At 58.5% G+C, this 21,638-nt stretch carries 12 protein-coding genes and 1 pseudogene; 6 read left to right on the forward strand and 7 right to left on the reverse strand.

Annotated elements, in window-relative coordinates; all coding sequences use genetic code 11:
• The first annotated feature begins 15 nt into the window (after positions 1–15).
• Complete coding sequence (locus tag KGB23_RS28205) at positions 16–3,132, forward strand: transglycosylase domain-containing protein (protein ID WP_223433422.1); 3,117 nt, start codon at positions 16–18, stop codon at positions 3,130–3,132.
• A gap of 155 nt (positions 3,133–3,287) precedes the next feature.
• Positions 3,288–8,411 carry an NEL-type E3 ubiquitin ligase domain-containing protein gene (locus KGB23_RS28210; protein ID WP_223433423.1) on the forward strand — a complete coding sequence of 1,708 codons (5,124 nt, stop codon included), beginning with the start codon at positions 3,288–3,290 and terminating at the stop codon, positions 8,409–8,411.
• A gap of 121 nt (positions 8,412–8,532) precedes the next feature.
• Here KGB23_RS28210 and KGB23_RS28215 read toward each other — a convergent pair.
• From KGB23_RS28215 to KGB23_RS28235, 5 genes and pseudogenes are all read right to left on the reverse strand, one after another.
• A pseudogene (locus tag KGB23_RS28215) lies at positions 8,533–9,019 on the reverse strand (CS1 type fimbrial major subunit).
• 33 nt (positions 9,020–9,052) lie between these two features.
• Positions 9,053–9,796, reverse strand: a complete 744-nt coding sequence (locus tag KGB23_RS28220; RefSeq protein WP_223433424.1) for a molecular chaperone — start codon at positions 9,794–9,796, stop codon at positions 9,053–9,055.
• Positions 9,797–9,838: 42 nt separating this feature from the next.
• On the reverse strand, positions 9,839–11,125 hold the full coding sequence (locus KGB23_RS28225; RefSeq protein ID WP_223433425.1) for a hypothetical protein: 1,287 nt from the start codon (positions 11,123–11,125) through the stop codon (positions 9,839–9,841).
• Positions 11,094–13,619 (reverse strand): CS1-pili formation C-terminal domain-containing protein, encoded by a 2,526-nt coding sequence (locus KGB23_RS28230; protein ID WP_223433426.1) that lies wholly within the window; start codon positions 13,617–13,619, stop codon positions 11,094–11,096. Before KGB23_RS28230 ends, KGB23_RS28225 begins: the two co-directional genes overlap by 32 nt.
• An 85-nt stretch (positions 13,620–13,704) precedes the next feature.
• Positions 13,705–14,199: a CS1 type fimbrial major subunit gene (locus KGB23_RS28235; RefSeq protein WP_223433427.1), complete on the reverse strand. Its 495-nt coding sequence runs from the start codon at positions 14,197–14,199 to the stop codon at positions 13,705–13,707.
• 516 nt (positions 14,200–14,715) lie between these two features.
• On the opposite strand from KGB23_RS28235, the gene KGB23_RS28240 reads away from it, so the two are divergent.
• Positions 14,716–15,297 (forward strand): PadR family transcriptional regulator, encoded by a 582-nt coding sequence (locus KGB23_RS28240; RefSeq protein WP_223433428.1) that lies wholly within the window; start codon positions 14,716–14,718, stop codon positions 15,295–15,297.
• On the forward strand, positions 15,294–16,079 hold the full coding sequence (locus tag KGB23_RS28245) for a siderophore-interacting protein (protein WP_223433429.1): 786 nt from the start codon (positions 15,294–15,296) through the stop codon (positions 16,077–16,079). Before KGB23_RS28240 ends, KGB23_RS28245 begins: the two co-directional genes overlap by 4 nt.
• Before the next feature lie 15 nt (positions 16,080–16,094).
• Here KGB23_RS28245 and KGB23_RS28250 read toward each other — a convergent pair whose 3' ends face one another.
• Both KGB23_RS28250 and KGB23_RS28255 read right to left on the reverse strand, forming a co-directional pair.
• Complete coding sequence (locus KGB23_RS28250; RefSeq protein WP_223433430.1) at positions 16,095–16,751, reverse strand: Pr6Pr family membrane protein; 657 nt, start codon at positions 16,749–16,751, stop codon at positions 16,095–16,097.
• Between the two features lie 2 nt (positions 16,752–16,753).
• The gene (locus KGB23_RS28255; RefSeq protein WP_007944895.1) at positions 16,754–16,984 is read right to left on the reverse strand and encodes a VF530 family DNA-binding protein; all 231 of its coding nucleotides are present in this window, start codon (positions 16,982–16,984) and stop codon (positions 16,754–16,756) included.
• 329 nt (positions 16,985–17,313) lie between these two features.
• Between KGB23_RS28255 and KGB23_RS28260 the strand changes: the two genes are divergently transcribed.
• Together KGB23_RS28260 and KGB23_RS28270 are read left to right on the forward strand one after the other, a co-directional pair.
• Positions 17,314–18,696: a carbohydrate porin gene (locus KGB23_RS28260; RefSeq protein WP_223433431.1), complete on the forward strand. Its 1,383-nt coding sequence runs from the start codon at positions 17,314–17,316 to the stop codon at positions 18,694–18,696.
• Between the two features lie 213 nt (positions 18,697–18,909).
• On the forward strand, positions 18,910–21,321 hold the full coding sequence (locus KGB23_RS28270) for a glucose/quinate/shikimate family membrane-bound PQQ-dependent dehydrogenase (protein ID WP_223433432.1): 2,412 nt from the start codon (positions 18,910–18,912) through the stop codon (positions 21,319–21,321).
• The last annotated feature ends 317 nt before the right edge of the window (positions 21,322–21,638 follow it).

A 21,638-nucleotide genomic window follows, 5' to 3' on the forward strand; every position in this document is an offset into this window, starting at 1 on the left:
ATGGATCAGTCGACTATGGGCGCTTTATGGCAAACCGATTCGAGAAAAAATGTGGTTCCGACTGAACGTGTGGATGAAGCGCCTTTACCTGAAAAACCCCCTCGCAGTCTTATGAAGCACGGTTGGGGGGCGTTCTGGTTGTTGTTGCTGATAATTCTGGTTGTCCTGGGGCTGGCCGCAGCCAAGGAAATGCGCACGTCGAAATTTCAATCCCGGGAACTCAGCCAATACGCCGCCACCCTGAGCTACGAGCTGAAACCCGGTCCCAGCGATGCCATTCATTATCCCGGCGCCGGTCCTTTCGACCTGCGTCTGGGCTACAGCTCGCTGGATGAATTCTTGCCGCGTCTGATCAAGCGTGACTACGTTGTGGCGTCCCAGACCCGGTTTTCCAAAAAGTTGATGGACTACACCGACAAGGGCTTTTTTGTGCCCTACGCGGAGAAAATCCAGGCCGGATTATCGATCACCGATTGCCGTGCGGCACCGCTTTACCAGTACAAATACCCACAACAACTGTATTCAAGCTTTGCGGCGATCCCCCCCGTGGTGGTCAACAGCTTGCTGTTCATCGAAAACCGCTTTCTGCTCGATCCCCGTCAGCCCCGGGCCAACCCTGCCGTGGATTGGCCGCGGTTCGGCATGGCGGCGTGGTCCCAGGTCGCCAAGTTGATGCACCTGCCAGGCCAGTCGGCGGGTGGCAGTACCCTGGCAACGCAACTTGAGAAGTACCGGCATTCGCCCGATGGCCTGACCGTGTCGGGCGCGGAAAAAATCCGTCAGATGATTTCTGCCAGCGTGCGCGCCTATCAGGCCGGACCGGAGACCCTCGAAGCCCGGCAAAACGTAATTCGCGATTACCTCAACAGCGTGCCCCTGTCGGCAGTACCGGGCCACGGTGAAGTGCATGGTATGGCCGAAGGTTTGCGCGTCTGGTACGGCGCCGATTTCAACCAGGCCAACGAGCGGCTGGCCAGCAACGCTACAGATCCGAAAAGCATGTCGGAAAAAGGTCTGGCCCTGCGAGAGATGCTGTCTTTGATGATTGCCCAGCGCCGCCCTTCCCACTACCTGACCAAGGGGCACGATGAACTGGCCGAACTCACCGACAGCCACATTCGCCTGCTGGCACTGAATGGCGTGATCGATGCGCCACTCGAGGCAGCGGCATTGACCAGCAAAGTGACCTATCGCGACTGGCAGACACAGCCAACCATTCAGCCGATCGAAACCAACAAGGGCATCAGCGTGGCACGCAGTCGTCTGGGCGGGTTGCTCAACCGTCCGCTGTACGACCTCGATCGACTTGATCTTTCCGCCACCAGCACCCTGCAAGGCGAGTTGCAAACCCAGGCTACCGAGTACCTGAAGCATCTGGCCGACCCTGTGTTTGCAGCGCAGATCGGCTTGATGGGTGAACGCCTGCTGACCCCCACCAGTACCACCCAAGTGCGCTACAGCTTCACCCTGTTCGAACTGACCCCGGACGGCTCGCGGGTGCGGGTGCAGACCGACAGCACCGACCAGCCATTCGATATCAATGAAGGCAGCAAACTGGAACTGGGCTCCACCGCCAAGATGCGTGTGCTGACCACCTATTTGCAGATCATCGCCGAGTTGCACGATAAATACGCAACGATGACCGTCCCGGAACTGAAGAAGGTCGACGTCCCTGATCAGGACCGCCTGAGTCGCTGGGCCGTCGATTACCTGATCCAGAACAAAGACCGCAACTTGCCAGGCATGCTCGGCGCTGCGCTGGATCGCAAATACTCGGCCAGCCCCGGCGAAGCTTTTTTCACCGGTGGCGGGCTGCACACATTCGTTAACTTTCGCAAAGAAGACAACGGCCGCCTCCCTACCCTGCGCGATGCCCTGCGCGAGTCGATCAACCTGCCGTTCATTCGGCTGATGCGTGACCTGGTGCGCTACACCACGTATTCAGGCGCCAATAGCAGCGCCGAATTGCTCAAGGACGACCGCGACCCTCGCCGCCAGGAATACCTGGCCTCGTTTGCCGACCGCGAAGGCACGTCGTTCCTGCTCAAGTTCTGGAAGAAGTACAAGAACAAGGACACCCAGGCGCGGCTCGAGACCTTCCTCGACGGCATGCGCCCGACACCGATTCGCATGGCCGCGGTGCATCGTTATCTGTTGCCACAGGCCAGTCAGCAAAGCTTCAACATGTTCGTGCGCTCGCACCTGACAGGCGCCAAGCTCACCGAAAAACTGACCGACGAACGCCTCCAACGGCTCTACGAAAGCTACGGCCCTGGCGCCTACGACTTGCCGGACCAAGGCTTCATCGCCAAGGTCCACCCGCTCGATTTGTGGTTGATGGGGTACCTGCTGAACAACCCGGATGCCAAGTTCAGCCAGATCGTCAAAGCCAGCCAGTTCGAACGCCAGGAAGTCTACAGCTGGCTGTTCAAAAGTCGTCACAAGGGTGCCCGCGACAGCCGCATTCGCACCATGCTGGAGATCGAGGCGTTCCTTGACATTCACCAGCGCTGGCAGAAAGTCGGCTATCCGTTCGATCACCTGGTGCCGTCACTGGCCACCGCCATCGGCAGTTCCGGCGACCGTCCGGCAGCATTGGCGGAGCTGATCGGTACCATCCTCAACGACGGCGTGCGCATGCCGACACTGCGCATCGACAGCCTGCATTTTGCAGCGAACACGCCATACGAAACCAAACTGATCAATGACCCGGATGTCGGTAAACGGGTGATGCCTTCCGAGGTCGCCGCAGCCATGCGCGAAGCGTTGTCGCAGGTGGTGGATGCCGGCACAGCCAAACGCATCTCCGGCAGTTTCGTAACGCCTGATGGCAAACCGTTGGCCATGGGCGGAAAAACCGGTACGGGCGATAACCGCATCGAAGCCTTCGGTTCGGGTGGGCGAATTCTGAGTTCGAAATCCATCAACCGCACCGCGACCTTCGTGTTCTACATCGGCGATCGTCACTTCGGCACGATGACTGCGTTCGTGCCCGGGCAATCGGCCGAAACGTTCAAGTTCACCTCGGCCTTGCCAGTGCAAGTGCTCAAGGGGATGGCGCCGATTCTGACGCCGTACCTGCAACCGGGTAGCAGCGTCGCGTGTCAGCCGGTTTCGACATCGCGACTGTGAGCTTTTGCGCAGCAGGTGGTATTTAATTATTTTTCAGATTTGAATACTGACCTGTTTACCGGCTGAAAACGCCGGTTAAGCACAGATCTTTAGACTGTTGTTTTTAGCCCCGACAGATAGGCTGATCATTCTTAAAACGATCAAGGATGATTGCCATGTCTGACGCTCCCACGCTCGGCCAAAACATGAACAAGGGCCGGCACTACGAGTTCATCAAAAACACCATCAACGACCACTTTAAAGACGCCACTGTCGGCAGAGGCCGGGCACTGGCGGATACTGGATTGAAGATTGAGCCGTGGTACACCACCTCGCCCTCCAGCCATCATGACAAGCTGAAAGCTGCCAACCTCAAGGCATGGGGTTCGCAAAACCAGGTCGACCAACTGTTCGAAAAACTGCAGGACGTTCATTCGTTTGCCGCGCCCCTGCTCCAGGCGAAACTCAAGGAACGATACGGAATCGAAAATGACGTCAAGACGACCTGCCTGCGCCTGTACATCCCCAAGGATTTACCCTGGTACGCGATTGATTTCACGGGCGGTGTGACTGCCCAAACCGTCTCCCTGCTGGAGGCGGCGCTGCACAACTTTGCAAAAAGCGAAACGGTCAATGCCGACTCGGAATACATCACTCAACCCGACAAACACGGGCACTTCGATGTAATACCGATCAAACATAAAATGACCATCAGGCAGTTCCAGGCACTTTGCCGGGAATTGGACATTGGCGCGCGCTATAAAAAACATCTCGAACGCTATCTGCTTCCCGACGAACCGGTAGCCGAAGCCGTAATGAAGCACAAGGTGACCGAGAGTCAGAAAGACGCACTGACCGTCGCCGCGCAATTGGCGTTGACGACCGGGGATATCCAGTACGACGCCTATACGCTGATGCTGGATCTGGCGAAGGACAAACCTAAACTACTCCTCAATGGGAAGCAGATGCTGTGCTGCGACCTGTCCATGATGCAGACGCGTCTGACCGGCATTGTCCTGTTGATTCCTGCCGCGCTGGACAGCAGAGGCATTCGACGACTCATTGCATATGTCCCGCATGACCCTGATCACCCGCTCAAGGAGTACGAATCGACAGACGCGTTCATAAGTGAGCTGGCGCGCCAGTTGCGCGAAAACAACATCGGCGCATCATCGCAGGTGAGTTATCGACAATTCTTCAGTCAGTTTGTCGATCAGCAGCAGCGTGGACACTTTTTCGCCGAACTCGAGCAACGTCTGTTTACGGTCAAATGGCATCAGATAGAGGGTCCGACGGATCAGCGTCCGGCGTGGCGCAAGGAACCCGTCCCAAGCCCCCACTTGCAATTTCAGCATGTACCACTCCCCCGGGATTACTGGAAATACGCCTACCAGCAAAAACTCAACAAGATCCTCAACGACGCACGGGAAATCGCCGTGTCCACCGCCGATACGGACAGCAAGGCCCGCTGGGCCTGGTGGGACAACTTCAAGAAAATAGTGTCGGACATTTTCAATGCCGCGCTACTGGTTCTCACCCCCTTCGTGCCCGGTCTGGGCGAACTGATGATGGCCTACACCGCTTATCAACTGACGAATGACGTCATTGAAGGCATTGTCGATCTGGCCGAAGGTCTGGCAGTTGAAGCAGCCGAACATATGATCAGTGTGGTGACGGACGTCATTCAACTGGCGGCGTTTGGGGCGGGTGCAGCGATTGGCAGCACGCTTCGATTCAAATTGTCGGCGCTGGTCGAGGGCATGAACCCGGTCACGTTGCCCAACGGCAAACAGTCGCTGTGGCATTCAGATCTCAAGCCTTATGAACAAACCAGTCGGAACCTGCCCACTGATTCGAAACCCGACGTCCTCGGTCTGCACCGACACCTCAATCAGGACATCCTGCCGCTTGAAGGCAAGCTCTACACCGTTGAAACCACTTCGCACGATCCGAGCGCCACGCACCGCCTCAAACACCCCTCCCGGCCGAATGCCTACTCGCCGAAGCTCGAACACAACGGCAGCGGCGCCTGGATGTTCGAGGGCGAGAATCCGGGCGATTGGGAAGGTGAAACGCTGATGCGTCGCCTCGGCCATAGCGTCGAGCGCTTTACGCCAACCGAGCGCGAACAAGTCCGCATCAGCAGCGGCACCGACGAAGGGGAACTGCGGCGCATGCATGCCGAGCATGCGCCACCGCCACCACTGCTGGTCGACGCGATCAAGCGCTTCGGCGCGTTTGACGATGTGCAGATCGCCAGTGCGAACATCCGTGCCGGGCGACCGCTCGACCCATCGTACGTGTGGTTCGAACCACTGTTGACAAGGCTCCCGGGCTGGCCTGCCGAACGGGCGTTGAAGGTCTATGAACGGTCTGACTTGAGAGGTCTTTCACGCACCTACGGGAACGCCTCTGCAACTGACGCCAATACCTTGAGCATCGGCCTGCCAGAGCTCCTGTCCGGCCGGCTGTCCGAACGCGTTTCTGTCTTTTTGAAGGACACCGAAATCAACGCCCTGCTGGGTCGCGAAGTACCACGCGCCAAACGCACCCAAGCAGTGCGTGACCGATTGGCGGATGCCGTCGATCAGCGTCAGGGCGAAATTTCAAAACGTGTGTACCAGGCGGGTGAACGGTTGAACAGGGCGCAAACCCGCGTGCTGAAACAGACGTTCCCCGACATGCCGCTCACGCTTGCGGGAAAAGTCCTGGCTGAAGCAAAGCCAGCCGAACTGCAGCGAATAGCCGATGAAAGTCGCCTGCCCCTGAGGATCAAAACCCTGGCGCGCGAAGTGAATTTCGAAGCGTCAACCGCCCGCGCCTACGACGGTTTTTATCACGACGAAATGATGGTGCCGAACACCGAGATGCTAGCGCTAAGAACCCTGGTAATTCATACCGAGAGCCTGAACGATTTGCGTATTGAGGTGCGAAATGGCACCTATGACGGTGCGCTGCGCTGTAGTGTCGGCCCCGATGATGCCTCGACGGTACGGCTACTGATCCGCGATGAGCAGGGCCGCTATGAAGTGCTCGACGGGGACAACCGGCGGCTGCACAAAGCCGACGACTTCTACGAAGCGATTCTCAATGCCCTGCCCGACGACAAGCGCGCAGCATTGGGTTATCCGCGCGGTCACGGTCGCCGGCTCAAACTATGGATAATGGAAATCTCCGCTCCGTCGGGCGAGCGCCGAACATTGCTGGCGGAACCGCCCATTCGCGCAGTTGCCAAAACTGAAACGGTCAATCTGGTGCGAGGTCCGTTCTGGTTCTTTGGCGAAAAGACCCCGGAGCAAAGGATCAAGGAACTGTATCCGCAGTTGACCGATCAGCAAGTCACCTGGTTTCTTCAGGCATTGCGTGCCAAGGGCGATCCCGACCAGGCCATCGACCGCATCAGGGATGACCTCAAGCAGTTGCGCAACACCTTACAGGCGTGGCGGGACAACCAACCTGCTCAATTGGACAGTTCCGGGGATCCCGTCATCGGGATTAACAGGGACTTCCTGCAAAACGGCGGAAGGCATATCGAGGAACGGCTGCTTGAGTGCTTCGAACGCAAGAGCGAAGCATTCGGCGAGCGCAATATCCATCCGGACGGTGGCTACACGCTGGACCTTTCCTCCGAAATCAGGGGGCCGGATCTCGACCGCTGGTGGAAGCAAGTACGCACGCTGGCCGACATCAGAAAATACCTTGATCAGATCACCGTGCTGAACCTGGACAAGGCGCATTTTTCGGTCGACAGGAACGGTTTATTGAACGACTTCCCGAACCTTCATCAGCTGAGCGCCCGCAACACAGGGTTGACCACGGTGCCATCCGATATCGGCAAGCTGGGTCAGCTGACAACCCTGGATTTGGCTGACAACCGAATCAGTCTGAGTGCCAATTCGCTCGAGCAGCTGAGCAACCTCACCCACCTGGAAACGCTGAGGCTGGACGGCAATCCGCTGCGCCAGCCCCCGAATGTCGGTGGCATGCGCGACTTGAAAGTATTAGGTCTGGCAAATACCGGTATCGAAGACTGGCCGCAAGGTCTTTTCAGCGATGCGGCCGGCGAGAAAAACCGCCCGCGTGGTTTTGCTCTCGACATGCGCCAATGCCCGATCAAGACCGTGCCGGAGGTCGCACCAGGGTCGGATCAAGCGTTCATCCTGGCACGTGCGCGATTCGGCACCCTGCGGCTTCCCGATGCCGACCGGATCCGTTTTGGCGACTACCGCGAATCCGCGGGCTTTGCCCGTCAGCAGGCCTATTCAGGAGCTGTAGAGGATGAACTGAGCCATTGGATGCCGTCCTCGACCGCACCATCGGTTTTCGATTTGTCCGAGGGTTACAAAGTACACAGGGAAGAGTCCTGGCACGATGTGATGGCCGAACCCGGCTCCACCGATTTTTTCAGGGTCATCAGTAAGCAGAGAGACAGCCAGGACTACCGGGACGTCGGAGCTCGCAAGCAGTTGACCCAGCGCGTCTGGCAAATGATCGATGCCACGGCGCTGGACTCCGAATTGCGCGAAGAACTGTTTAAACAGGCCAGTCAGCCCGAGACCTGCGCGGATGCAGGGTCGCAGCTGTTCAACAACATGGGGCTCAAGGTGCTGGTGTCGCAAGCGTACACCGAGTCGGCGTCCGCCACGGTGCTTGACGAAAGGCTGGTGAGGCTGGCCCGTAGCGCCGCTCGCCTGGAAAAGGTCGGTGATGTCGCCAGAGCCGAAATCAGCAGCCAGCAGCAAAAGTTCCTGATCAATCCGGCAAACAACACCGCTCCGGATGATGTGGAAGTGCACCTGGCGTTTGAAACGGGACTGGCGAAACGCCTGGAGTTGCCGTGGCAGTCCGAGGGCATGCTGTTTGAACCGAGATCCGGTGTAGATCGGGCAAAAATCGAAACAGCCTATGACACGATCATCGAACGGGAGAAAGGCGACGGGCTGGTCAACGGGATGGTCGATTCATTCGAAAACCCGTTCTGGGAGCAACATTTGCGCAAAACCTACCCTGAACAGTTCGAGTCGAACGATCAATTTTTCGAGGCAAAACAAGGGCAGCTCGAAGAGCTGCGCGAGGTTCAAAACGAGTGGGCCAATAATCAGGACAGGGCTCAGACAACACGGCTTCAGAAAAGACTGGAAGCGTTGGTCAAAGCGCTGAACGTTGAAGAGAAAGAAGTGTTCAGTGGCGAAGCAATGAGCACGTCGTTTTATAACAGGCTGGTGCGAGACATGGGCTATGCACGTAACGAGCTGGCCAGAAACCTGACCCGGGCAGCGATGGCACGAGCCGGGCTTTGAAAATGTAACGCGCCTGGGGATCTTTTGATTGACCCTACGCCAGCGCCGAGTCTTATCACTCGGCGCTGGTTCTCGATCGACACATTGCTCACGCCTTGAACATCGAGGCGCCTGTTTCACCTCACTCCCCAGGCGCCCTGGCGTTGAACAACAACAGTACGTTGCCGCTGTAATCCCCCGGACGGCATCACCGGATCGATTTCCAGCAACACCCGCTTGCCTGCCGCCGCGTCAGCCGCCGACACCACCAGCCGTGGAGAAAGGTCCGGACTCAACTCCACCCCGTTGAAACTGACCCGCAACGCAATGTCGTCAACCGCCCTGCCGTTCGACAAATAGGGAGCGGCCTCCAGGCGCGCTTCAATGGCGCTGGTGTCATGCCGTACATCGAAGTTTCTGCGCACGCTGCTCAGGGACGATGCTGAGGGACTCCAGATCAACCGTTGCGGCCGGTGTATCCAGTCCGGTTCGGCCGGGATCACGTAAAACGAGCGTGCCGGGACGCTCACAATCACCTCGAAGGTGTGCTCCTCCCGGGCAGCCCATGTCAAAGAGCCCATCAGTGCGGTCATTGCCGTCAGCGCGACGGCGGCGCATTGCTTGATCATGTTCGATACCCGTTGCGTCAATGGAAAGCCGACCTATCGGCTGGCAATCTTCAGGACTTTTTTACTGTCGCCTTCGATCAGGGTGAAACGGTATTCGCGCCCCTTTTCCTTGTCGAAGCCAAATGCCTTGCCGGCCATGACGTGGTGTTTGGTGGTCGCTCCGCATTCGGTTTCATTGCTGATTGCGCAGCTTTTGAACTCGTCGACGATGACCACGGTGTTGCCGTTATTGCGCAACTCATAACGTTGGTCGGTTTCACTGATGGCGCTCTCGAAACGGGTGTTTTTGGGACGAACGAAGAAGACCGTGCCAAACCCGGTCATCACGTTGACCCCCGCCGACAGGTTTTTTTTGTAGTCCTCGCGTTCTTCGCCGGACACAGCGAATTCATCTTCCTTTTCCGGCACCACGGGCACGAATCGCACGCGAAAGTAGCGCTCACGGTCACGTTCGCCCATGTACAACAGGCGTGTGCCCTGCATGCCCTGGGCCGGCACGATCAGCCGCGCCGGGCTGGCCATCACACCGTTGCGCGAGGCACCGTCCACGGCAGCCTCGACCGGAATTTCCTTGGGCGCACCATCGGCGTCGTAAACGATTTCCAGCACGTTGACCTTGACGAACGCGGTGGCATCGCCGCTGTTGAATACTCGTTTGAGGTAGGTACTTTTATCCGCATCCAGATAGTCATACACGGTGCCGACATTGATCTGTGGCCCGGCGTTGACCGTCCCGCAAAACACACTGAGCACCCACAGCAAAAACACACGGTTCATTGTCTTTGATCTCATCAGAAAAAAGTGGCGAGGCTCGAACGGTCAAGCATCCGAGTCCCAGATAATGGTGATGTTGCCGCTGAACGTGTCTCTCATATCGGGCCGCAGCAGAAAGTCGATGGAGTCCTTGGGCATCTCGAAACGTAGCGAGCCGGCCTTGCGATTCACATAGATCCCTGGTTGAAAGACTGATGACCACGTGTTGTGTCTAAGCGGGAGAAGCTTGACCTGCCCCGGCCCGCCTGGCCCGGTGATTCCGTCGGGCAAGGTGAGGTAGGTTTCCACTTCGGTGGTATTGCCTTTGGGGCTGAACAGCTTGCAGCGGGGGCCGCCGGTCGAGTTGCATAGCATCATGACTTTGAAGCGCGACGACGCCGACAGATAAAACAGCTGGTCGCGGTAGAGCTTGCTCGGCCTGCGACCACTTTCAATCCAGCGTTGCCACCCGCCCTCGGGCTCCAGCGAAACTTTGTTTCCGCCCGGCGGCAAGTCAACCTTCAAAGTGTGTTGCACATCCAGATCGAAACTTAGGGTCAGGGTCGAGTCATCAGGCTGCATGATGTCGCCCATGTCGAAATCCATCCCGGGTCCGACAGTGTAAGTCCAACTGCCAAAGTAATTACCGGAAGACATCTGCAGCGGGTTTGGCGTACGCAACTCATAGCCAATCTGCATCCGGTCATAGGTCACGGACGGAACTGGGTAATTGGCCCTCGCGGCACACACGCTGGATGCGGTGGTCAACCAAAAGAAGGTTCTACTGGCCGGTAACGTGTACATACCTCCTGTGTACTGACAAGGTTCAGGAGGTTGCCACGTCCAGTCGCTCCAAAGGCGTGTGTGCCAACCCTGAACAGTTGTGGGCTCGCCTGTACCGACCAAATTTTCCGCCGTATCAGGCAGGATATAGCGCCCACCGATCGAGACTATCCGGACTTCCAAATCAGCTTCTTCGAGTGTGTCTGAATGCTTGACACTCAGTCTTTGCCATTCACCGGGTACCCGAAACATCGGCCCCCTGCGTTGATCGGCATGCCCTGCCTCAAAGGGCGCAACAGATCGGAATCCGATGGGTATAAGCAAAGAAAACAGCTCTCTGTCTTTGCAAAACGCAGGTTGCATTTCGCAATGTCCACTTAGAGGGGTTTCATTAACAAACTTGTTTTGCAGTGGTTTTGAAGGATCGGGTCGAAACACCGCACGAATATCCATCGTTGCACTCACCGCTGATTCGGCCATCAGGCTTAATATCAAAAACCAAAAACTGCGGCTTCCTGTTTTACCCCTTATCATCGTTTCAACCCGCCTTCTGTTTAATAAACGACGCATCAGCCAGGGTATCCGGCGTGCACCGCAGATCACCGATCATCAACACGTTGTTTTCACTGCGGTGACGACTCGCATCGAGGCGGAACTGGCACAGCAATTGATTACCCTGACGCACTTCCAGCGTCGGCGAGCCAGCATTCATTTCCATCGAGAAGAACCCGTCGACTTCCGTCACCCCGCGGCTGGCGTGGTTGATCACGTGATGGCCCTTGAGCGGTCGCCCCTGCGCATCGACCAGCCGGCCGAGCACGGTCAGGGTCTTCATCACGCGGACCTTGCGGTATTCCACCCCGCCCTTGTTCAGGTGATAGCGCGTGCGCGCCGGCTCGATGGTCGCCGCCGGGACATGGTTGCCCTCGAAGTCGAAACTCACCGAGCTGTTCTGGTATGCGGTAATCGGGATGAAATTACGCCCCGGCTTCAACGCCGCGCCGCCACCGCTGTAATCGTCGGCGCGCAGGATGATGTCATCGATGTCCGATTCCACATCGACAATCATTCCCGCGCCACGCATTTCGTAATGGCTGGTCATGAGCATTTGCTCGCCGCCGACGACCAGGGTGCTGTCCAGGTTAAGACCGCCGGTGAAGTTGCCGTTGTACGACGAACGCTGGACGAAACCGTCGCCATTGACTGCGTCGGTACGAAAGCTGGCAAGGCTCGACACACCCACACCGTAGGTGTCAGTGAGTGCAGTCATCGAGACGTTTTGCAGCACGTGATCGTTGAAATCCTGGCGCCAGCCGAGGGAAGCATTGTTGTCGCGGCTGCCGTCACGGGCCGTGCGCGAACCGATGCTGCCGGTAATCTGCTGGCCGGGCGCGCCCAATGCCAGGTTGACGCTCAGGTCGACACCGCGATTGCGCGCACTGCCGCTGCTGTAGCTGCCCGGCCGGTCGAACAGCGACAGCCGCCAGTTGCCATCGCTGCCGAACAGCGTGGTGCGCTGGTTCCAGCCCAGGTCCAGGCCGACGCCTTCAACGTTACCCTCGCTGTGGGACACCCGGGCGTTGATCGAACTTTTGCTGCTGAGCCGATGGTTCAGCGACAGGGATGAGTTGCTGGTCTCGCCGACGAACACATTACGCTGGCGTATCCGTGTGCCGTCCGGCAGGGTTTCATACAGGTCGGTGGTGTCCAGCCAACTGCGGTTGTGGCTGATGACCAGGCTACCGGAACCATAGTTGTAAAGACTTTGCAGATCGAGACCAGTGCCATGATCCTGGGTCTGATACACGTTGGCGTACAGGCTGATGTGATTGGCCAGGGTCCAGTCGATGGAACTGCCGTACTGCAGTTTTTCGCGAATCTGCCGCGCCGATAGCCCGAGGATCACCCGCGGGTGCATCAGGTAATTGATCGAGGCCCCTGCCGTGGGATTGCCGCTGGACTGTTGATCCCAGTTGCTGAGCAGTTTGCTTTCTTCACCGGCAAACAGGTTGTAGCGCCAGCGCTCGTCGAGGTTGCGCCAGTTGTTGGGCTTGTACACCAACTCTTGGGTGGTGGAGGTGATCTGACCGTCTTCGATCAGGCGCACTTCCACTTCGTAGATACCGCCTGGTAGCGGACGGGTGTCGAGGGTCTGCAACCCCGCGGGCACCGACTGGGTGTTGATCAACAGACCGTCGCGATAAATCTCCACCGAACCCTGGCGATTTGCAGTGACATAAATCGGGTAGACGCTGGGCATCGGGCTGTTGATCGCCAGGCTGTCGGAGCTGCCGACCATGACACCGACAGCGGTATCGGGGCTGGTGCCAAACGTACGAGGTTGGCGGGTCAGCCCTTCGGAATTGGGCGTGAAATAGCCCAGGCGCAGGAAACTGCCCTGCAGTTCGCGCTGGGTGTAGAGCTCGTGAACTGCGTGATAAAGCTTATCGTCGGGACCGCCGAGGCGGGCCAATTGCATGTTGAACGTCTGGCTCCAGTTGCCCAGGCTCGCGCTGGCTTCAAGGCCATAGCGCCCGCCCAAATCCTGATCCTGGCCGCCATTGAGGTTGAGCTGGTTGCGCACCATCAGGCCGCTACTGCCGCCATCGGGCTGCTCGTAGTAACGCTTGGCTTCAACATCGCGTTCAGCGTTTTCGGTAAGGATCGAAACCAACGAGCTTTCCAGGTTGTAGTGCACGGCCAGCACCTGATCCGGGCATGACCCAGTGCAATTGCCCAGCGGCACACCCGGCTTGAGATAACTTGCCCATTTTTCCCGTTCAGCGGGGCCGAAACGGTTTTCGCTGGTGTCGGTAAATTCGAGCAGGGTGACGCGATCATCGCGAGACAACACCACCATGGCCTCTCCCAGAGGCTGTTGATCGAGTTCTACCCGGACAGCCAGAGGCACATCAAAGAAATGCTCCTCGAAATCCGCCGGAAGACCTTTGGCCTGCGCCAGGAGACTTCGCGGTGTCGTACCGGCGGAAGAAACGGGAGCCGCCGCTGCACTGGCGCAAAACAACAGCGCAAGCGCAGCCGCGATGGGGGTCATCGGGAACATGAACTCTTACTCTGATTACGATCAAGTTGAAGTCCGACGGGACAAACAATGCTGTTTGCCCTGCCGGTTTGCGCGACTTTGAACGTTAGCGCGAGCCGCCCACGGGAGGGACAGCGTCGAAGGTCATTGCCACGACACCGGTGTAGTCGCCCGGCTGAAAGGTCGTACCTACCGCACTGATTTTCAACGGTGCGCGGAAGTTCACGTCAGACTCGGCTTCACCCACAACCAGTTGCGGGGTCAAGTTGAGTACCCTGTTGTTGAGTTCCACTTTCAACGCAATGGAATCGGAACCAGAGATCAGTTTTGGTGCGCTGTCCAGGCTGGCATGAACCGAACCGCTGTTGTTACGCACATCGAAGAACCCGTTCACTTCTCCCATTTTGCCGGTGGTAGGCTGGTAGCTCATATCCTGATCCTTGTTGACGAGGTCAGGATGGGTAGGTACCACGTAGAAACCGTTAGTCGGCACGTGGGCGATAATGCTGATGGAGTGAGCAGCTTCTCCTGCGGCAAATGCCCCGGCGGAACCCAGCGCCAAAAAAGCCAATGGGACAGCGATTGCGATTTTCTTGAACATTGTTAAGTACCTGTTTTCTTTATGGAATCGGTTCATTGAAAGTTAAAAAATGCTTGCCCGTAATGGGTCGCTTTATTTGAACCTCCAACGCCGAAACATCTTCGACTTCTTGTTCCGGAAAGTAAGCAGGCAACTTCCCATGAGCGCGTAGTTAAACAACCTCATCATCAGAAGGAAAAAGAAACAAAAAACTCAAACACCAAACAGTAGCTGTAAGTTACAGCCTACATACAGTTTTACTAAAAAAACCATACAGCGACTTTGTCTAGACAACAGTGGACTTTCCGGATTTTTAGAACATAAACTCAACTATTATTAGAGCAATAGCTTTAACTGTTAAACAATTCCTGTATCGGCGACAAAATCAGCTTATGTACGGTGATATTTCCTGGTGAATTGCATCATTGACCGCGCCAACCGCCCGTCGGCACCGATCAGCCCCTTGCAAAAAACGTCTTGCCTCGCGCTTAAGATATATCTTAAGTTGTATCTAAATACGACGAGAGAAGACGCAAAATGAGAGACCATCATTCCCCCCACCGCGAACACAGCGACGGCCGCGACGGCTTCGAAAAACGCCCAGGCCCCGGCCGCGAACGAGGTGGCCGAGGCCCGCGAGTTTTCGCCCCAGGCGATCTGAAACTGCTGCTGCTGGCCCTGATCGCCGAGCAGCCTTGCCACGGTTATGACCTGATCCGCCAGATCGAAAGCATGTTCGACGGCGCCTACTGCCCCAGCCCCGGTGTGATTTACCCGACCCTGACCTTCCTTGAAGAAAGCGAGATGATCCTGGGCGACGCCGAGGGCGGGAAAAAACGCTACACCATCACCGATGCCGGACGTCTGTCATTAAGCGAACAGGCGATCGCACTGGACGGCGTGCGGATGCGCATCGAAGTCAGCAAGCGCTCATTGCGCGGCCATGACCGCCCCGCCGAGATTCACGAAGCAGTGCACAACTTGCGTCATGCCTTGCAGATGCATCACGGCCGCTGGAGCCCGGAAGAAATCCTGCGGGTACGCGACCTGCTTAACAACACCGCCAAAGCCATCGTTGATGGCCCTGTCGTTCAACCCGCTCAGGAGCAAGCCGAATGACTGAAGTGATCGTGCAAACCATTCACCGTGTCAGCCACGAGATCAAACGCCGTCGTCTGGAAGTGTTGCGGGTGGTCGACCTGACGCCGCGCATGCGCCGCATCACGCTGGGCGGGCCGGAACTGGCGGGCTTCGTCAGCCTCGGCACGGACGACCACGTCAAACTGTTGTTCCCTCAAAACGCGGCGGAACAAGCCGCCCTGGAAACCCTGGTGCTCGGTGCCGGTAAAGACAACGGGCCGATGCCGGCGATGCGCGACTACACGCCGCGCCGCTACGACCTCGACACGCTGGAACTGGACATCGACTTCGTGCTGCACGGCGACGGTCCTGCGGCGACCTGGGCCGAGCAGGCCAAACCCGGCCAATTCCTGCACATCGGCGGGCCACGGGGCTCGATGGTCGTGCCGGACATCTTCGACAGTTACTTGCTGATCGGTGACGAAACCGCCCTGCCCGCGATCGCTCGGCGCCTGGAAGGCCTGGCGGCCAATCGCCGGGCATTGGTGATCGTGGAAGTAGAGAACGGCGCCGAACAGCAACGTCTGGAAAGCGCCGCGCAGGTCAATGTGATCTGGGTATTGCGCGAGGGCGGCAAGGACAACCTGCTGACGACGGTGAAGCAGCTGCAAGTGCCCAGCGGCAATCTGTACGCCTGGGTGGCGACCGAGAGCAAAGTATCGCGGCAGATACGCCGGGTGTTGCTGGATGAGCACGGGCTGAACGAGCAATCCGTCAAAGCCGTCGGCTACTGGCGGCTGGGTGACAGCGACGAAGAGTGATTAGTGATGGCGGCGCTATCGGCGCCGCCCAATCTGGCGGTCGATACCCATCAATAGCAAGGCAATCACCACAAACCCCACCAGCAACCCGCCAGCATTCACGAACACCTGTGGATAACCAAGCCTCTCGACATCAATAAACGGATAGGGATAAACCGCCAGCAGATGCCCACGCCACAACGAATACGCGAAGTACACCACTGGATAGATCACCCACGCCGCGATATGCCGCAGTCGCAACGTGCCTTTCGGCACACAGCACCACCAATAAGCCAGAAACAGCAGTGGCATGACGTCATGCATCAGTTCATCGGCCAGCCATTGCCAGCCTTGCGGATGCCATAAATGGCGCAACAACACGTTGTACCCCAGGCCGACCACGGCGATGCTCACGGCAATGCCACTACTGACCCACGGTTGCAAAAACCAGCGTCGCGCCGCCGACTCGCGGGACGTCAGCTCGCACGTCAGCACGGTCGCCACCAGCGTATTGCTCAGCACGGTGAAATAGCTGAAGAAGCTGACCAGCCCGCCGAGCAGACTGGCCGCCAGCGTCCAGCGTGAGTAGAAAATCAGGTACAGCTGAATGCTCAGTCCCGCCCAGCCAAGCACCGCAGCCACGGCGACAAAACGACGCCTCGCGGCAGAACCTGGCGTCGGTGGGTTGACCATGTTCAGACCGGGCGCTTGGTGCGCATCAACTTCACGTACAAGCGTTCGACCTTCTCCCGCGCCCATGGGGTTTTACGCAGAAAAGTCAGGCTCGACTTGATGCTCGGGTCACTCTTGAAGCAGCGGATATCGATGCGCTCGGCCAGCCCCGACCATTCGTAGTGTTCAACCAGCGCGTTGAGGATTTGCTCCAGCGTCACGCCGTGCAGCGGGTTGTTGTTCTGTTCGGTCATGCCGGGCCTTCGAGCGGTGAAAGAATGGGAAGCCGCGCACCTTAGCCGAGGGCTTCGTTGGGGGGAAGCGATCTGTGTGCGGTCAGTTAAATGTAGGTGAACCGCAAAAGATCGCAGCCTCGTTTCACTCGCTGTCGAGTGAAACGAGGCTGCGATCTTTTCCCATGGACTGTTACCAAATCCGAAACGCTCCATGTCAGTAAAAGCCCTTTCTCTATTTGTAACAGGACATTATCCTTGCGCCCGTCAAGCTGAAACGCTTCATCTGCCCGCGACATACTGCCGCTTCCAGTTCACTCCCCCAGAAAAAGATCAAGAATTCCCTCTCTATGCCTGATTTTTCAACTCCGCGAGACAGCGCTGTCTGCATCGCTATTGCTCGTCGAAAAGCCCTGAACCTGATCGGCGGATTCACCGCGTTGGGTCTCGCCACTTGCACCCAGGCCGCTCCGGCGTTCGATAGCGAGTCACCGTGGATGCTCGGCGACTGGAACGGCACGCGCACCGAACTTTCGGAAAAAGGCTACGACTTCAAAGTCGATTACACCGGCGAAATGGGCAGCAATCTGCACGGCGGCTACGACCATGACCGCACCGCTCGCTACAGCGACCAGTTTGGCTTCGGCACCCACTTGGACCTGCAGAAGATTCTGGGCTGGGACGACGCCGAGTTTCAGCTGACCATCACCGAGCGCAACGGCAACAACATCAGCAACGACCGCATCAACGACCCACGCGTGGGCGGGTTCACCTCGGCTCAGGAAGTCTGGGGTCGCGGGCAAACCTGGCGCCTGACGCAGATGTGGTATCAGCAGAAATTCATCGATCAAAAGCTCGACATCAAAGTCGGTCGTTTTGGCGAAGGCGAAGACTTCAACAGCTTCCCCTGCGACTTCCAGAACCTCGCGTTCTGCGGCTCTCAGGTCGGCAACTGGGTCGGTGGCATCTGGTACAACTGGCCGGTCAGCCAATGGGCGATGCGGGTCAAATATCACCTGACGCCGGAGCTGTACGCGCAAGTCGGCGTCTATGAACAAAACCCGTCGAACCTCGATCGCGATAACGGCTTCAAGCTCAGCGGCAGCGGCACCCAGGGCGCGATCCTGCCGGTGGAACTGGTCTGGTCGCCGAAGCTCAACGGCCTGCCGGGCGAATACCGCGCCGGTTATTACTACAGCAACGCCAACGCCACTGATGTCTACAAGGACAGCAACGGCCAGCCGGCCGCCCTGAGTGGCGAGGCTTACCGCAGCGCGTCGAGCAAACACGGCGTGTGGCTCGGTGTGCAGCAGCAATTGACCAGCCGCGCCAGCGACAACTCCCGCGGCCTGAGCGTGTTCGCCAACGGCACGATGCACGACAAGAAGACCAACGCCATCGACAACTATGTCCAGGCAGGCGTCGTCTACAAAGGCTTGTTCGATGCCCGCGCCAAGGACGACATCGGTTTCGCCCTGGCCCGCGTCCACGTCAACCCGGCCTACCGCAAGAACGCCGAGGCGACCAATCAGGCCCGCTCCGTGTTCGACTACAACGACCCGTCCTTCCTGCCACCGCAGGACACCGAATACAGCGCCGAACTCTATTACGGCGTGCACGTCACGAACTGGCTGACCGTGCGCCCGAACCTGCAATACATCCGCCACCCCGGTGGCGTGGACAAGGTCGATGACGCGCTGATTGGCGGGATCAAGATCCAGTCCTCGTTCTAAACAACACCACAAAACCTGTGGGAGCGGGCTTGCTCGCGAAGACGATTTCACATCCAACAGAGATGTTGACTGATACACCGCTTTCGCGAGCAAGCCCGCTCCCACAGGGGAATGCATCAACCCAACACTTTTTACATGAACCCTGCCCGCACCGGATCGTCATCTACAGTGAACTTGCGCGGGACTACTTAAAACGTCACGGAGAACCACACTATGAGCACTGATGGTGCTTTGAGTCGAAGCCGTCTGCTGCCGAGCCTGCTCGGTATCCTGCTTCTGCTAATGGGCCTGGCCATGCTGGCCGGGGGGATCAAGCTGAGCATGCTCGGCGGCTCGCTGTATTACCTGCTGGCCGGTATCGGCCTGGCGCTGACCGGCGTGCTGCTGATCGCTGCCCGCCGCTCTGCGCTGGGCCTGTACGCTGCGGTGCTGTTCGCCAGCACCGTCTGGGCCCTGTTGGAAGTCGGCCTCGATTGGTGGCAACTGGTGCCGCGTCTGGCGATGTTGTTTGCCTTCGGTATCGTCCTGCTGCTGCCGTGGGTCCGCCGCCCGCTGCATCGCGGTGAGTTCAATCCGGTCGGCACGGGTGCGCTGAGCGTTGCCGTGGCGATTGCCGGTGTTGCCGCGCTGGCCAGCCAGTTCACCAACCCCGGTGAAATCAAAGGCCAACTGGACCGCGACAGCGTACCGGGCATGACCAACACCGCCCCGGCCATGCCCGACGGTGACTGGAACTCCTACGGCCGCAGTGCCCATGGCGATCGTTACTCGCCACTGGCGCAGATCACGCCGCAGAACGCGAACAAGCTCGTTCCGGCCTGGACCTTCCGCACTGGCGACCTGCCAGGGCCGAACGACCCGGGCGAAACCACCGCCGAAAACACCCCGCTGAAAGTCAACGGCATGCTCTACGTCTGCACGCCGCACAGCCAGGTGATCGCGCTGGACCCGGACACCGGCAAGGAAATCTGGCGTTTCGATCCGAAGCTCTCCACGCAAAACGCGGCGAACTTCAAGGGTTGGGCGCACATGACCTGCCGTGGCGTGACGTATCACGATGACGCCGTTTATGCGTCCGAGCAAAGCCCGACCGGCGCCGCCAACCCTGCGCCGGTCAGCAGTGTCTGCCCACGCCGGATCTTCCTGCCGACTGCCGACACCCGCCTGATCGCCCTCGACGCCGACACCGGCAAAATGTGCGAAGACTTTGGCGACAAGGGCCAGGTTGATCTGCGCGCCAACATCGGCAGCTTCACTGCAGGCGGTTACTACTCCACCTCACCTCCAGCGGTCACTAAAGACCTGGTGGTGATTGGCGGCCACGTCACCGACAACGTTTCCACCGACGAGCCTAGCGGCGTGATCCGCGCGTTCGACGTGCACACCGGCAAACTGGTGTGGAACTGGGACAGCGGCAACCCGGACGACACCACGCCGATTGCCGAAGGCAAGGTCTACACCCGCAACTCGCCGAACATGTGGTCCATGTTCGCCGTCGACGAAAAACTCGGCATGCTCTACCTGCCGATGGGCAACCAGACCCCGGACCAGTTCGGTGGCGCGCGTACCCCTGAGTCGGAACTGCACTCTGCCGGCCTGACCGCCCTCGACATCGCCACCGGCAAGGTGCGCTGGCACTTCCAGTTCACCCACCACGACCTGTGGGACATGGACGTCGGTGGCCAGCCAACCCTGATGGACCTGAAAACCGCTGACGGCGTGAAGCCAGCGGTACTCGCGTCCACCAAGCAAGGCAGCATCTACGTGCTGGACCGCAGCACCGGCAAGGCCATCGTGCCGATCAACGAAGTGCCAGTGCCGCAAGGCGCTGTCGAAGGTGATCACACTTCGCCAACCCAACCGAAATCCGACCTGAACCTGATGCCGCCGCCGCTGAAAGAACGCGACATGTGGGGCGTCACCCCGTTCGACCAACTGATCTGCCGGATCGACTTCAAATCCATGCGCTACGACGGCCCGTTCACACCGCCATCGCTGCAAGGTTCGATCGTGTATCCAGGCAACTTCGGCGTGTTCGACTGGGGCGGTATCTCGGTTGACCCGGTGCGTCAGATTGCTTTCATGAACCCGGACTACATGGCGTTCAAATCGAAAATGATCCCGGCCGCCGAAATCGCTGCCCAAGGCCCGCGCAAAAGCGAAACCGAAGGCGTGCAGCCAAACAAAGGCGCGCCCTACGGCGTCATCCTCGAACCCTTGCTCTCGCCATTGGGTTTGCCGTGCCAGGCACCGGCCTGGGGTTACGTGACAGCGGTCGACCTGACCACCAGCAAAATCATCTGGAAACACAAAAACGGCACCGTGCGCGACAGCTCGCCGGTTCCGATCCCGCTGAGCATGGGCGTGCCTAGCCTGGGCGGGACCTTCACCACCGCTGGTGGCGTCGCTTTCCTGAGCGGCACCCTCGACCAGTACCTGCGCGCCTACGACGTAAAAAACGGTAAGCAGTTGTGGGAAGGCCGCCTGCCAGCAGGCGCGCAAACCACACCGATGACCTACACCGGCAAGGACGGCAAGCAATACGTGCTGGTCGTTGCGGGTGGTCATGGGTCGCTGGGCACCAAGCAAGGTGACTACGTGATTGCGTACAAACTGTCCGAGTAAGTTTTAGCGGCGGTTAAAGGAAAGGCGACTCCTGTGAAGGGGTCGCCTTTTTTGTGGCCGCCATTTCTGCCACACCACATTGAATCGGGTAAGCCTTTCGCCCCTCACCACTCAACAGGCCGAGCGTTAGCTCGCCTGCAGCACTTGATCTTGATCCACCCGCCCCGTCGGGAGGCTGAGTGGAGGTGTGCATCCGGGGAGTGGCGCGCAGCGCCGTTCGACGCAGTCGAACACGCTGCATGTAGGTCGTCGCGAAGCAGACCGGAGGGCAGTGTCCCCGGATGGATACCGGAGCGAAGGAACGCCGAGCCCAAGCG

Source organism: Pseudomonas sp. GL-B-26 (genome assembly GCF_019947405.1).
In the GTDB taxonomy this organism is placed as follows: Bacteria; Pseudomonadota; Gammaproteobacteria; order Pseudomonadales; family Pseudomonadaceae; genus Aquipseudomonas.